Annotated in this window: 12 protein-coding genes; all 12 read right to left on the bottom strand. The window is 71.7% G+C overall.

The features are described 5' to 3' along the window. Nucleotide 1 precedes the first annotated feature (1 nt). From HPC71_RS02205 to HPC71_RS02150, 12 genes are read right to left on the bottom strand one after another with little or no spacing between them, the layout of a single operon-like run. Nucleotides 2-1,690 carry an NADH-quinone oxidoreductase subunit M gene (locus tag HPC71_RS02205; RefSeq protein WP_154613506.1) on the bottom strand — a complete coding sequence of 563 codons (1,689 nt, stop codon included), beginning with the start codon at nt 1,688-1,690 and terminating at the stop codon, nt 2-4. After that, nucleotides 1,687-3,621, bottom strand: coding sequence for an NADH-quinone oxidoreductase subunit L (nuoL, locus tag HPC71_RS02200; protein ID WP_154613505.1), 1,935 nt, complete (start codon nt 3,619-3,621; stop codon nt 1,687-1,689). The genes HPC71_RS02205 and nuoL overlap by 4 nt, the downstream gene beginning before the upstream one ends. A gap of 13 nt (nt 3,622-3,634) precedes the next feature. Beyond that, nucleotides 3,635-3,928 carry an NADH-quinone oxidoreductase subunit NuoK gene (gene nuoK, locus HPC71_RS02195; protein WP_171897169.1) on the bottom strand — a complete coding sequence of 98 codons (294 nt, stop codon included), beginning with the start codon at nt 3,926-3,928 and terminating at the stop codon, nt 3,635-3,637. A 5-nt stretch (nt 3,929-3,933) separates the two neighbouring features. Further along, entirely contained in the window at nt 3,934-4,806 is an 873-nt protein-coding gene (locus HPC71_RS02190) for an NADH-quinone oxidoreductase subunit J (protein ID WP_154612929.1), read from the bottom strand. Next, nucleotides 4,803-5,390, bottom strand: a complete 588-nt coding sequence (nuoI, locus tag HPC71_RS02185) for an NADH-quinone oxidoreductase subunit NuoI (RefSeq protein ID WP_154612928.1) — start codon at nt 5,388-5,390, stop codon at nt 4,803-4,805. Before nuoI ends, HPC71_RS02190 begins: the two co-directional genes overlap by 4 nt. Beyond that, entirely contained in the window at nt 5,387-6,730 is a 1,344-nt protein-coding gene (gene nuoH, locus HPC71_RS02180; RefSeq protein WP_154613504.1) for an NADH-quinone oxidoreductase subunit NuoH, read from the bottom strand. The genes nuoI and nuoH overlap by 4 nt, the downstream gene beginning before the upstream one ends. Beyond that, entirely contained in the window at nt 6,727-9,165 is a 2,439-nt protein-coding gene (locus HPC71_RS02175; RefSeq protein WP_154613503.1) for an NADH-quinone oxidoreductase subunit G, read from the bottom strand. The genes nuoH and HPC71_RS02175 overlap by 4 nt, the downstream gene beginning before the upstream one ends. Then, a complete protein-coding gene (gene nuoF, locus HPC71_RS02170) occupies nt 9,162-10,502 on the bottom strand; it encodes an NADH-quinone oxidoreductase subunit NuoF (RefSeq protein ID WP_154613501.1) in 1,341 nt (446 codons plus the stop codon). The genes HPC71_RS02175 and nuoF overlap by 4 nt, the downstream gene beginning before the upstream one ends. Beyond that, nucleotides 10,499-11,305, bottom strand: a complete 807-nt coding sequence (gene nuoE / locus HPC71_RS02165) for an NADH-quinone oxidoreductase subunit NuoE (protein WP_154613499.1) — start codon at nt 11,303-11,305, stop codon at nt 10,499-10,501. Before nuoE ends, nuoF begins: the two co-directional genes overlap by 4 nt. Continuing rightward, nucleotides 11,302-12,645, bottom strand: coding sequence for an NADH-quinone oxidoreductase subunit D (locus HPC71_RS02160; RefSeq protein WP_154612923.1), 1,344 nt, complete (start codon nt 12,643-12,645; stop codon nt 11,302-11,304). Before HPC71_RS02160 ends, nuoE begins: the two co-directional genes overlap by 4 nt. Further along, the gene (locus HPC71_RS02155; RefSeq protein WP_171896016.1) at nt 12,645-13,391 is read right to left on the bottom strand and encodes an NADH-quinone oxidoreductase subunit C; all 747 of its coding nucleotides are present in this window, start codon (nt 13,389-13,391) and stop codon (nt 12,645-12,647) included. Before HPC71_RS02155 ends, HPC71_RS02160 begins: the two co-directional genes overlap by 1 nt. Then, entirely contained in the window at nt 13,388-13,942 is a 555-nt protein-coding gene (locus HPC71_RS02150) for a NuoB/complex I 20 kDa subunit family protein (RefSeq protein ID WP_154612922.1), read from the bottom strand. Before HPC71_RS02150 ends, HPC71_RS02155 begins: the two co-directional genes overlap by 4 nt. Nucleotides 13,943-13,956 lie beyond the last annotated feature (14 nt).

Genomic DNA, 13,956 nt, shown 5'->3' with positions numbered 1-13,956 from the left:
CTCAGTGAGCTCCCTCTGCGTCGTCGTGCTCGACGGTGGTCCCCGGGGGGACGGCGGGCGCGTCGTCCGCGACCTCGATCTCGGCCATCAGGTCCTCGACGTAGGGGTTGGCCACGTCGAACAGCGGCATCGGGTAGAAGCCGAAGGCCACCAGCCCGACCACGAGCGGCGCCAGGACGGCGACCTCGCGGGGCCGCAGGTCCCGCGGCACGGCGACCGCCCCGGTCGTCCCGACCGCCGGCCGGGTGGCCGTCGCGGTCGCGGCGCCGCCGCCCGTGGGGGCGTCGGTGCCGTGCCCGGCGGGCTCGCGGTGGGCCGGGTCGTCGAGGTGCTCCCCCGCGGCGCCGGCGGCACCCGCGGGGAGCGGGTCCGGTCCGGTCATCACCCGCTGGTAGGTCCACAGGACGTAGATCGCGGCCAGCACGATGCCGGTGACCGCCACCGCCCCGACCCACCAGGCGTAGTCGAAGGCCGCGATGATCACGAGCATCTCGGAGATGAACGGGCTCAGGCCCGGGAGGCTCAGCGTGGCCAGGCCGGCGATGAGGAACATCCCGGCCAGGACCGGCGCGAGGCGCTCCATCCCGCCCATCCGGCTGATCAGCGAGGTGCCGCGGCGCTCGATGACGTAGCCGGCGGTGAGGAAGAGCGCGGCGGTGCCGAGACCGTGGTTGACCATGTAGAGGATCGCGCCGCTCTGGCCCTGGCTGCTGAAGACGAAGATGCCCAGGGTGATGAAGCCGAAGTGGCTCAGCGAGGTCAGGCCGACCAGCCGCAGCAGGTCGTCCTGGCCCATGGCCAGGAGCGCGCCGTACACGATCGAGATCAGCGCGAGGGTGACCACCAGCGGGGTCGCCCACTGCGAGGCGCCGGGGAAGAGCTCCAGGCAGAAGCGGAGCATCCCGTAGGTGCCGATCTTGTCCAGCACGCACACGAGCAGCACGCTCGTGCCCGGCGTGGCCTTCTCGGTGGTGTCGGCCAGCCAGGTGTGCAGCGGGAACAGCGGCGCCTTGATCACGAAGGCGATGAGGAAGCCGGCGAAGATCCAGCGCTCGGCAGATGTCGACATGTCGAGAGCGGCGAGGTCGGACTGCAGGTAGGACGGCTGCCCGGCCTGCGCGGAGACGACGTAGAGCCCGATGACCGAGGCGAGCAGCACCAGGCCGCCGCCGAGCTGGAACATCAGGAACTTCACCGCGGCGGCGCTGCGGCCGGCCTTGCCGAAGCCGCCGATGAGGAAGTACGCCGGGATCAGCGTGGCCTCGAAGACGACGTAGAAGAGGAACACGTCGGTGGCGAGGAAGACCGCGAGCGAGAGCGCCTCGAGGGCGAGGGTCCAGGCGAAGAACGACCGGGCGCCCGCGCCGGACTCCTCGTCGGCCTGGGACCAGGAGTACGCGAGCACGATCGGCACCAGCACGACGGTCAGCAGGACCATCAGCAGCGAGAGCCCGTCGACGCCGAGTGCGTAGTGGACGCCGAACTCGGCGATCCACTCGTGGGTCTCGGTCAGCTGCATGCCGCCGTCGAGCTCGTACTGCAGCGCGACGGCGACGCCGACCCCGAGGGTGAGCACGGAGACCGCGAGCCCGACCAGCTTGGCCAGGTCGGCCCGCGGGAGGGCGGCGACGACGACCGCCCCGATGAGGGGCACCGCCACCAGGACGGTGAGCCAGGGGAAGTCGCTCATGCGAGGTTCACCGCCAGGAGTGCGAGGACGACGAGGAGGACCCCGCCGAGGACGGACAGGGCATAGGTGCGGACGAAGCCGTTCTGGAGCCGGCGCAGGACGCCGCCGAGCACCTTGACGGTGCCCGAGCCGCCGGTGAAGGCGCCGTCGACGACCGCGTGGTCGGCGACGGTGACCCCGCGCACGAGCGCCGCGCCCGGCTGCACGACCAGCGCGTCGTTGATCGCGTCGCCGTAGAGGTCGGCCCGCGCCGCCCGGGTCGCGAAGGAGACGTCGGTGGGCGGGGTGAGCGGGATCTCCCGCTTGCCCACCAGGAACCACGCGGCGGCCACGCCGACGGCCACGACCGCGACGGTGAGCAGCGTGATCACGATGATCGGCAGCGGCGGCTCGTGGTGCGGCGCGACCCCGACGACCGGCGCGAGCCAGTCGACGATCCAGTCGCCGAGGAGCAGCACGCCGCCGAGCACCGACAGCGCGGCGAGGACGATGAGCGGCACAGTCATCACGGCGGGCGACTCGTGCGGGTGCACGTCGTCCTTCCACCGCTTGTTGGTGAGGAAGGTCAGCAGCATCAGGCGGGTCATGTAGAAGCCGGTGATGCCGGCACCGAGCAGGGCGAGCACGCCGACGACCCAGTTCTCGGCCAGGGCGGTCTCGATGATCTTGTCCTTGGACCAGAAGCCCGAGAAGCCGGGGAAGCCGATGATCGCGAGGTAGCCCATCGCGAAGGTCAGGAACGTCACCGGCATCGCGTGCCGCAGCGCGCCGTAGCGGCGCATGTCGACGTCGTCGTTCATGCCGTGCATGACCGATCCGGCGCCGAGGAACATGTTGGCCTTGAAGAAGCCGTGCGTGATCAGGTGGAAGATCGCGAAGGCATAGCCGGCCACGCCGAGGCCGGCGCCGAGCATCATGTAGCCGATCTGGCTCATCGTGGAGCCGGCCAGCGCCTTCTTGATGTCGTCCTTGGCGCAACCGATGATCGCGCCCCACAGCAGCGTGACCGTCGCGACGATCACGACGACCGTCTGGGCGGTGGGGGCGAGCTCGAAGATGAAGTTCGAGCGGACGACGAGGTAGACGCCGGCGGTGACCATGGTCGCGGCGTGGATGAGCGCGGAGACCGGGGTCGGGCCCTCCATCGCGTCGAGCAGCCAGGCCTGCAGCGGCACCTGGGCGGACTTGCCGCACGCCGCGAGCAGGAGCAGCAGGCCGACCGCCGTGAGCGTGCCCTCCTGGGCGGCACCGGAGACGCCGCTGATCGCGGAGAAGCTGGTGGTCCCGAAGGTGACGAAGAGCAGGGCGATGGCCAGCGCCATGCCGATGTCGCCGACGCGGTTGATGACGAAGGCCTTCTTCGCCGCCGCGGCCGCCGAGGGCTTGTGCTGCCAGAAGCCGATGAGCAGGTAGGAGGCGAGGCCGACGCCCTCCCAGCCGAGGAACAGCCCGACGTAGTTCTCCGCGAGCACCAGCATGAGCATGGCGGCGACGAAGAGGTTGAGGTAGGCGAAGAACCGGCGCCGGCGCGGGTCGTGCTCCATGTAGCCGATCGAGTAGACGTGGATCAGGGACCCCACGCCGGTGATCAGCAGCAGGAACAGCGCCGAGAGCGGGTCGTAGAGCAGGTCCATCCCGACGTTGAGGTCACCGACGGAGATCCAGTCCCACAGGTGCTGGGTGACCGACCGGTCGGCCTCGTCGCGCCCGGTGAGCTCGACGAAGAGCACCAGGCTGACCACGAAGGACCCGACCGACATCAGCGTGCCGAGCCAGTGGCCCCAGCGGTCGGTGGCGCGGCCGCCGAGCAGCAGCACGGCGGCGCCCAGCAGGGGCAGGCCGATGACCAGCCACAGCAGCGAGAACGCGCCGTCGGCGGCGCTCGACTCGATGACCGGCACCTGGTGCGCGGCCTCGGAAAGTGCGTACATCCGCTTCTCTTCCTCAGTACTTCAGCAGGCTGGCGTCGTCGACCGAGGCCGACCGGCGGGTGCGGAAGATGGTCATGATGATCGCGAGCCCGACGACCACCTCGGCGGCCGCGACGACCATCACGAAGAACGCCGCGACCTGCCCGTCGAGGTTGCCGTGCTGCTTGGCGAAGGCCACGAGCGCGAGGTTGCAGGCGTTGAGCATCAGCTCGACGCACATGAAGACGACGATCGCGTTGCGGCGGGTCAGCACCCCCACGGCGCCGATGCTGAACAGGATCGCCGAGAGCACGATGAACGGCGTCACGTCGGTCACCGGTGGGCCTCCGAATCCGTGGCAGGGCCGGTCGCCCGGCCGTCGACGTCGGCGCCCGGGTTCTCGGTGTTGTGGCCGGAGCCCGCCGAGAGGTCACCGGGCGTGCCCGAGCCGCCGTCAGGGCCCGCCAGCGCGCGCTGGACGTCCTCGATGTCGTCGGCGAGGTCGGGGGCGTTGCGGATCGTGCCGCGCGCGGCCAGCGTCCGGGAGACCGAGGACTCCGCGGGCGTGCCGTCGGGCAGCAGCGCCGGGGTGTCCACGGCGTTGTGGCGGGCGTAGACGCCCGGCGCCGGGAGCGGGCCGAGGTGGACGCCCAAGGTGCCGAAGTCGCGGACCCGCTGGGCGGCCAGGTCGGCCTGCCCGGCCCGCGGGCTGGTGCGCTCGCGGTGGGCCAGCACCATCGCGCCGAGGGCGGCGGTGATGAGCAGGGCCGCGGTGACCTCGAAGACCAGCACGTAGCGGGAGAACAGCAGCCCCGCCAGGCCCTCGATGTTGCCGCCGGCGTTGGCCGCCTCCAGGCCCACGGTCGGGCCGAGGGAGAGCTGGGCGACGCCGAGCAGCATGACCACCGCGAGGCCGGCGCCGAGCACGACGGCGGCGACCCGCTGGCCCCGGATGGTCTCCACCAGGGAGTCCGAGGCGTCGACGCCGACGAGCATGACGACGAAGAGGAAGAGCATGAGGATCGCGCCGGTGTAGACGATGATCTGCACGACGAAGAGGAACGGCGCCTCGAGCACCAGGTAGAGCACCGCGAGGCTGATCATCACGGTCGCGAGCAGCAGGGCGGCGTGGACCGCCTTGCGCACGACCAGGATGCCCAGGGCGCAGACCACCATCACCGGGGCGAGGATCCAGAACGCGATCATGCCGTGCCCTCCGGGGCCGGGGCGGCGTAGGCGCCGCGGTAGTAGTCGCCCTCGTCCGAGCCCAGCCGCATCGGGTGCGGCGGCTGCTCCATGCCCGGCAGCAGGGGGGCGAGCAGGTCGGACTTCTCGTAGATCAGGTCGGCGCGGTTGTCGTCGGCCAGCTCGTACTCGTTGGTCATCGTCAGCGCGCGGGTCGGGCACGCCTCGATGCACAGCCCGCACAGGATGCAGCGCAGGTAGTTGATCTGGTAGACGCGGCCGTACCGCTCGCCGGGGCTGAATCGGCCCGAGCCGTCCGGCAGGTCGACGTTCGAGGCGCCCTCGACGTAGATCGCGTCGGCCGGGCAGGCCCAGGCGCACAGCTCGCAACCCACGCACTTCTCCAGCCCGTCGGGCCAGCGGTTGAGCTGGTGACGGCCGTGGAAGCGCGGCGCGGTCGGCTGCTTCTCGAAGGGGTACTGCTCGGTGACGACCTTCTTGAACATCGTCCGCAGCGTGACCCCGAACCCGGCGACCGGGTCGAAGAAGCCCTGCTTGCCGCTCGGCTGGTCGTTGGTCGGGTGGCCGCTCGGTGCGTCGGTCATCGGCTCTCCTCCTCCGCCTCGGCGCTGCTCCCCGCGGTCGCGGAGGTGGTGCCGGCGGGAGATGCGAAGGTCAGCGGTCGGGCGGCGCCGCGGACGGCACCCCCGGCGGGCATGGGCGGGACGGGGAAGGCTCCGGTCGGCTCGGGCACCGGGCGGGTCGCGCCCGCGGCCGGCTGGTCGGAGTCCTGGCCGAGGAACATCGCCGCGAGCAGCACGGCGGCGAGCACGGCGAGGGCAACCAGGACGTACTGGCGGTCGAGGCCGCCGTCGAGGGTGATCGCCCGGATGACGGCGACCGCGACGGTCCAGCCCAGCGCGACCGGGATGAGGACCTTCCAGCCGAAGTTCATGAACTGGTCGTAGCGCAGTCGCGGCAGCGAGCCGCGCAGCCAGATGAAGAAGAAGATGAAGAACAGCATCTTCCCGAAGAACCAGATCAACGGGACGTAGCCCTCGTTGGCGCCCTCCCAGACCCGGTCGATCCAGAACGGTGCGCGCCAGCCGCCGAGGAACAGGGTGGTCGCGACCGCGGAGACCGTCGCCATGTTGATGTACTCGGCGAGGAAGAACAGGGCGAACTTCAGCGAGGAGTACTCGGTGTGGAAGCCGCCGACCAGCTCGCCCTCGGCCTCGGGGAGGTCGAAGGGCGCGCGGTTGACCTCGCCGACCATCGAGATGACGTAGATGACGAACGAGGGCGCCAGCACCAGGCCGTACCAGAGGGTGTCCTGGGCGTCGACGATCTGGGAGGTCGAGGCGGAGCCGGCGTAGAGGAACACCGAGACCAGCGCCAGGCCCATCGAGACCTCGTAGGAGATCATCTGCGCGCTCGAGCGCAGCCCGCCCAGCAGGGAGTACGTCGAGCCGCTGGACCAGCCGCCGAGCACGATGCCGTAGATGCCGATCGAGGCGATCGCCATCACGAAGAGCACCGCGACCGGCATGTCGGTCAGCTGGAGCGGGGTGACGGTGTCGGTGAACGGGATCCGCACCTCGGGCCCGAACGGGATCACGCTGAACGTCACGAACGCCGGGATGACGGCCATGATCGGGGCGAGGAGGAAGACCACCTTGTCGGCGGCCTTGGGGATGATGTCCTCCTTCAGCGCCAGCTTCACGCCGTCGGCCAGGGACTGCAGCAGGCCGAAGGGGCCGTTGACGTTCGGGCCGATGCGGTGCTGCATCCGCGCGACGACGCGCCGCTCCCACCAGATGTTGAACAGCGTGAGCAGGACCAGGACGACGAAGATCAGGACGGTCTTGAGCAGCACGACCCAGAGCGGGTCGCCGCCGAAGGCCGAGAGGTCGTCGGCGGCCAGGGGCCTCAGCAGCGGCGTCATCGACCTGCTCCCTTCACGGTCACGCGTGAGCCGGGCGAGGCCAGGCCGGCCAGCACCCCGTCGCCGAAGGAGTTCGCCGGGACCCAGACCACGCCGTCGAGGAGGTCGTCGGTGATCTCGGCCGGCAGCGTCACCGAGCCGCGGTCACCGGTGAGGGTGACGGTGGGTCCGACCACGTCGTACGTCGCGGCGCTGATCCGCGCGACCGGCATCCGGGCGGTGGCCCGGAGCGCGGCGTCGCCGTCCTGCATCGAGCCGAGGTCGAGCATCTGCTTCCAGGTCGCGAGGACCATGCCCTCTCCCGGGCCCTCCCCCGGGCCCTCCCCGGCGGCGGGCACCGGCGCGGGCAGCGGGTCGGCGGCGGGGGCGGGGCGCTGCCCGTCCCACCCGCCGAGCTCCTCCATCCGCGCGCGGACGTCGGCGACGGTGCGGAAGCCGAGCGGGCGGCCCTGGCCGAGCGCAGCGAGCTCCTCGGCGATGCCGGCGAGGACGCGGAGGTCGGGCAGCGAGGCGGGGTTGGTGAAGACCGCCTCGAAGGGCCGCGGACGGCCCTCCCAGGTGACGAAGGTGCCGGCCTTGTCGCTGACCGGCGCGACGGGGAAGACCACGTCGGCCTCGCGGGTCACGTCGGTCTCGCGGACCTCGAGGGCCACCACGAAGCGGGCGGCGCGCAGCGCCTCCCGGGTGGCCGCCGGGTCCGCGGTGTCGTCGGGGTCCACGCCGCCGACGACCACGCCGCCGAGCTCGCCGGAGCGCAGCGCGGCCACGATCTGGTCGGCGTCGCGGCCCGGGGTCTCCGGGAGCGAGGCCACGCCCCAGGTGGTGGCGGCGTCGACACGGGCGCCGGCGTCGGCCACGGGCCGCCCGCCGGGCAGGAGGGTGGGCAGGCAGCCGGCCTCGACCGCGCCGCGGTCACCGGCCCGGCGCGGCACCCACGCCAGGCGGGCGCCGGTACGCCGCGCAAGCGCGGCCGCGGCGGTCAGGGCGCCGGGCGAGGTCGCGAGCCGCTCCCCCACCAGCAGGACCGTGTCCTGGTCCAGGCCGTGCTCGCCGTGCTCGGCCAGCGCGTCGATGACCGCGGCCTCGGTGCCCGGCACGGCCGGGACGAGGACGCCGTTCATCTTGCGCAGCCCGCGGCTGCTGAAGGGCGCCACCGAGAGCACGCGCGTGCCCCGGCTCGACGCCTTGCGCAGCCGCAGGAAGATCGCGCCGGCCTCGTCCTCGGGCTCGAGCCCGAGCAGGACGACGGTGCGCGCGGCCTCGAGGTCGGCGTAGGAGACCCCGCCGGCCCACGGGCCGGTGAGCACGACCTCGGAGGCGAGGAAGTCCGCCTCCTCCGCCGAGAGCGGCCGGGCGCGGAAGTCCACGTCGTTGGTGCCGAGCGCGACCCGGGCGAAGACGCTGTAGGCGTAGGCGTCCTCGGCGGTCAACCGACCACCGGGCAGCACGCCGACGGCGCCGGCCGCGGCGAGCCCGCGGGCAGCCACCGCGAAGGCCTCCGGCCACGAGGCCGGCCGCAGCGAGCCGTCGGTGTCGCGGACCTGCGGGTAGGTCAGCCGGTCGGGCTGCTGGGCGTAGTGGAACGCGAAGCGGTCCTTGTCGGTGATCCACTCCTCGTTGACCTCGGGGTCGTTGCCGGCCAGGCGGCGCATCACCTTGCCGCGGCGGTGGTCGACGCGGATCGCGGAGCCGCAGGCGTCGTGCTCGGCCACGGCCGGGGTGGAGACGAGGTCGAAGGGACGGGAGCGGAAGCGGTACTCGGCGCTGGTGAGGGCGCCGACCGGGCAGATCTGGATGGTGTTGCCGGAGAAGTAGCTCTCGAAGGGCTCCTTCTCGTAGATCCCGACCTGCTGGAGCGCCCCGCGCTCGACCAGCGCGATGAACGGGTCGCCGGCGATCTGCTCGGAGAAGCGGGTGCACCGGGCGCACAGCACGCAGCGCTCGCGGTCGAGCAGGACCTGGGCGGAGATGTTGATCGGCTTGGGGTAGGTGCGCTTGATGCCGCCGCTGGCGGCGAAGCGGGACTCGCCGCGGCCGTTGGACATCGCCTGGTTCTGCAGCGGGCACTCCCCGCCCTTGTCGCAGACCGGGCAGTCCAGGGGGTGGTTGATGAGCAGGAACTCCATGACGCCCTGCTGCGCCTTGTCGGCCACCTCGCTGGTGGCCTGGGTGCTCACGACCATGCCCTCGGCGACCGGCAGCGTGCAGGAGGCCTGCGGCTTCGGGAAGCCGCGGCCGTTGCCGGCGTCGGGGACGTCGACCAGGCACTGGCGGCAGGCGCCGACCGGCGCGAGCAGCGGGTGGTCGCAGAAGCGCGGGATCTGGATCCCCACCTGCTCGGCGGCGCGGATGACCAGGGTGTCCTTGGGGACGCTGACCTGGACGCCGTCGATGGTGAGCGAGACCAGGTCGGTCCGGTCCTGTTGCAGCGTCATGCCATGGCTCCCACGGTCCGGTCGGCCCACGCGGTCGAGGCGGCCGGGTCGAACGGGCAGCCGCCGTGCGTGAGGTGGGCGAGGTACTCCTCGCGGAAGTACTTGATCGAGCTGGAGATCGGGCTGGTCGCGCCGTCGCCGAGGGCGCAGAAGGAGCGGCCCAGGATGTTGTCGCACTGGTCGAGCAGCAGGTCGAGGTCGGCCTCGCTGCCCTGCCCCTTCTCCAGCCGGGCCAGGGTCTGCACCAGCCACCACGTGCCCTCGCGACACGGGGTGCACTTGCCGCAGGACTCGTGCTTGTAGAACTCCGTCCACCGCAGGACCGCCCGCACCACGCAGACGGTCTCGTCGAAGATCTGGAGCGCGCGGGTGCCGAGCATCGAGCCGGCCGCGCCGACGCCCTCGAAGTCGAGGGGTACGTCGAGGTGCTCGGCGGTCAGCAGCGGGGTGCTGGAACCGCCCGGGGTCCAGAACTTCAGCTCATGACGCTGGCCGTCCGACTTCTGGCGGATGCCGCCGGCGAGGTCGATGAGCTCGCGCAGGGTGATGCCGAGCGGCGCCTCGTACTGCCCCGGGCGCTGCACGTGCCCGGAGAGGGAGAAGATGCCGAAGCCCTTGGACTTCTCGGTGCCCATGCTGGAGAACCACTCGGCGCCGTTGGCGATGATGCTGGGCACCGAGGAGATCGACTCGACGTTGTTGATGACCGTGGGGCTGGCGTAGAGGCCGGCGACCGCGGGGAACGGCGGGCGCAGGCGCGGCTGGCCGCGGCGGCCCTCGAGGCCCTCGAGCAGCGCGGTCTCCTCGCCGCAGATGTAGGCCCCGGCCCCGGCGTGCACCACGACGTCGAGGTCGTAGCCCGAGCCGTGGATGTCGCGACCGAGGTGCCCGGCGGCGTACGCCTCGGCGACGGCGGCCTGGACCCGGCGGATGACGTGGAGGACCTCGCCGCGGATGTAGATGAACGCCGTGTGCGCCCGGATCGCGAAGCTGCTGAGGATGACGCCCTCGACCAGCGTGTGCGGGCTGGCCATCATCAGCGGGATGTCCTTGCAGGTCCCCGGCTCGGACTCGTCGGCGTTGACGACGAGGTACTTCGGGTTCGGGTTGTCCTGCGGGATGAAGGACCACTTCATCCCGGTCGGGAAGCCCGCGCCGCCGCGACCGCGCAGGCCGGAGTCCTTGACCGCCGCGATGACGGCGTCGGGGCCCATCGCGAACGCCTTGTCGAGGGCGTCGTAGCCGCCGCGGCGGGCGTAGGCGTCGAGGGTCCAGGACCGCTCGTCGGCCCAGCCGGCGGTCAGCACCGGGGTGAGGGTGTCGGTCGAGCCGCTCATCGAGCGTCTCCCTTCTCCGCGGCCGTCTCGGTCGTCGGGCTCTCCTTCTCGACCACGGCGGCCTCGGCCTCCGGGGTGCCGGCGTCCGCGGTCGCCTCCGCCTCGCGGCTCGGCTCCTCGGCCACGCCGTGCCCGCCCTGGCCGCCGTCGGCGGACCCGGTCGACGGCGCGGACCAGCCGCGCTCGTGGGCGATGTCGAGGCCGACCAGCGAGGCCGGCCCGGCGCTCGGGCCCTCGTCGACGCGGCCGTCGGGGAAGCCGGCGAGCACGCGGGAGGCCTCGCGCCAGGTGCAGATCCGGGGGCCGCGGGTGGAGCGGACCTCGGCGCCGGCGCGCAGGTCGTCGACCAGCTGCACGGCCGACTCGGGGGTCTGGTTGTCGACGAACTCCCAGTTGACCATCATCACCGGGGCGTAGTCGCAGGCCGCGTTGCACTCGAGGTGCTCGAGGGTGACCTTGCCGTCGGCGGTGGTCTCGTCGTTGCCGACGTCGAGGTGCTCCTTGAGCCGGGCGAAGATCTCGTCGCCGCCCATCACCGCGCACAGCGTGTTGGTGCAGACGCCGACGTGGTAGTCGCCGACCGGCTTGCGCTTGTACATCGTGTAGAAGGTCGCCACGCCGCTGACCTCGGCCGCGGAGATGCCCAGCACGTCGGCGCAGGCCTCGATCCCCTCGGGGGTGATCCGGCCCTCGACCGACTGCACCAGGTGCAGCATCGGCAGCAGGCCCGAGCGGGGCTGCGGGTAGCGGGCCGCGATCTCGCGCAGCTCGGCCAGCGAGTCCTCGGTGAGCTTGGTGCTCATCGGTCCACACCTCCCATGACGGGGTCGACGGAGGCGATCGCGACGATGACGTCGGAGATCATCCCGCCCTCGCTCATCACGCTGGTCGCCTGCAGGTTGGTGAACGACGGGTCGCGGAAGTGCGCCCGGAACGGGCGGGTGCCGCCGTCGGAGACCACGTGCGCACCGAGCTCGCCGCGCGGCGACTCGACCGGCACGTATGCCTGGCCGGCGGGGACCCGGAAGCCCTCGGTGACGAGCTTGAAGTGGTGGATCAGCGCCTCCATCGACTCGCCCATGATGTGGCGGATGTGGTCGAGGCTGTTGCCCATCCCGTCGCTGCCGATGGCCAGCTGGCTGGGCCAGGCGATCTTCTTGTCCGCGACCATGACCGGCGCGCCCTCGAGCCCGGCGAGCCGGTCGGCGGCCTGCTCGATGATCTTCAGCGACTCCCACATCTCGTTGAGCCGGATCCGGAACCGGCCGTAGGAGTCGGCGGTGTCCCAGGTCTGCACGTCGAAGTCGTAGGTCTCGTAGCCGCAGTAGGGCTGGGTCTTGCGCAGGTCCCAGGGGTAGCCGGTGCTGCGCAGCACCGGGCCGGTGAGGCCCAGGGCGACGCAGCCCTCGAGGTCGAGGGTGCCGACGTTCTCGAGGCGGGCCTTGAAGATCGGGTTGGCGTTGCACAACGCGGCGTACTCCGGCAGCCGCTTGCGCATGAGCTCGACGAACCCGCGGATCTCCTCCAGCGCGCCGGGCGGGAGGTCCTGGGCGACGCCGCCGGGGCGGATGAACGCGTGGTTCATCCGCAGGCCGGTGATCAGCTCGAAGAGGTCGAGCACCAGCTCGCGCTCGCGGAACCCGACGGTCATCACGGTCAGCGCGCCGATCTCCATGCCGCCGGTCGCGATCGCGACGAGGTGGGAGGAGATGCGGTTGAGCTCCATGAGGAGCACCCGCATCACGGTGGCCTTCTCGGGGACCTGGTCCTCGATGTCGAGCAGCCGCTCGACGCCCAGGGAGTAGGTCGCCTCGTTGAAGAACGGGGAGAGGTAGTCCATCCGGGTGCAGAACGTGACGCCCTGGACCCAGGAGCGGAACTCCATGTTCTTCTCGATGCCGGTGTGCAGGTAGCCGATGCCGCAGCGGGCCTCGGTCACCGTCTCGCCCTCGAGCTCGAGGATCAGGCGCAGCACGCCGTGGGTCGAGGGGTGCTGCGGGCCCATGTTGACGACGATCCGGTCGCTGTCGTCCTCGGCGAGGCCCTCGGCGATCTGGTCCCAGTCCTGGCCGGAGACGGTGAAGACCCGTCCTTCGCTGGTCTCGGTGGACCCGGCGTACATGTCGTGCTCGGTGGTGGTCATCAGCTGTAGCTCCGTCGCTGGTCGGGCGGCGGGATGGTGCCGCCCTTGTACTCCACGGGGATGCCGCCCAGCGGGTAGTCCTTGCGCTGGGGGTGGCCCGGCCAGTCGTCGGGCATGAGGATGCGCGTCAGCGCGGGGTGGCCGTCGAAGACCAGCCCGAACATGTCGTAGGTCTCCCGCTCGTGCCAGTCGGCCGTGGGGTACGTCGCCACGACCGACGGCAGGTGCGGGTCGGCGTCGGGCACGGCGACCTCGAGGCGGATCCGGCGGTTCCAGGTCATCGAGAGCAGGTGGTAGACCGCGTGCAGCTCGCGGTCCTTGTCGTCGGGGTAGTGCACCCCGCTGACCCCGCTGAGCACCTCGAAGCGCAGCGAGGGGTCGTCGCGCAGGGCGCGCGCGACCGCGGGCAGGCCGTCGCGGCGGACGTGGAAGGTGACCTCGCCGCGGTGGACGACGACGCCCTCGATCGCGTCGGGGGCACCGGCAGCGGCGAGCGCGGCATCGAGCGCGGCCGCGACCTCCTCGTGCCAGCCCTCGAGCGGTCGGCGGGCCGGGGCCGGGAAGACCACCGGCTGCACCAGGCCGCCGTAGCCGCTGGTGTCACCCGAGCCGCGGGTGCCGAACATGCCGAACCGGGCGCCGACCGCACGCACCTCCGGGTCGAGGGTGGCCGGGGCGTTCTCCGGCGACTCGTCCACGGCGCGCTGGTCGGGGGCCTTGCCGGGCTCGTTGGTCGCGTCGCTCACCGCAGCATCCCTCGCATCTCGGAGGTGGGCAGGGCGCGCAGCGCGGCGTTCTCCCGCTCCTCGATCTCGGCGGCGCGGTGCGGGCCCATCTTGGTCTGCTGCACCTGGTCGTGGAGCTTGAGGATCGCGTCGATGAGCATCTCCGGGCGGGGCGGGCAGCCGGGGAGGTACATGTCGACCGGCACGATGTGGTCGACGCCCTGGACGATCGCGTAGTTGTTGAACATGCCGCCGCTGGAGGCGCAGACACCCATCGCGAGCACCCACTTGGGCTCGGCCATCTGGTCATAGATCTGGCGCAGGACCGGGGCCATCTTCTGGCTCACCCGGCCGGCCACGATCATCAGGTCGGCCTGGCGGGGGCTGGCCCGGAAGACCTCCATGCCGAACCGGGCCAGGTCGTACTTCGGGCCGCCGCTGGTCATCATCTCGATGGCACAGCAGGCGAGCCCGAAGGTCGCTGGCCAGAACGACGCCTTGCGCATGTAGCCGGCCACGCCCTCGACCGTGGTCAGCAGGACGCCGCTCGGCAGCTTCTCTTCGAGTCCCATGGTGCAGTCCCTCG

Source organism: Nocardioides marmotae, from assembly GCF_013177455.1.
GTDB classification, from domain to species: Bacteria; Actinomycetota; Actinomycetes; order Propionibacteriales; family Nocardioidaceae; genus Nocardioides; species Nocardioides marmotae.
The sequence above is the reverse complement of the archived record's forward strand: the minus strand, read 5'-3'. Positions and strand labels throughout refer to the sequence as shown.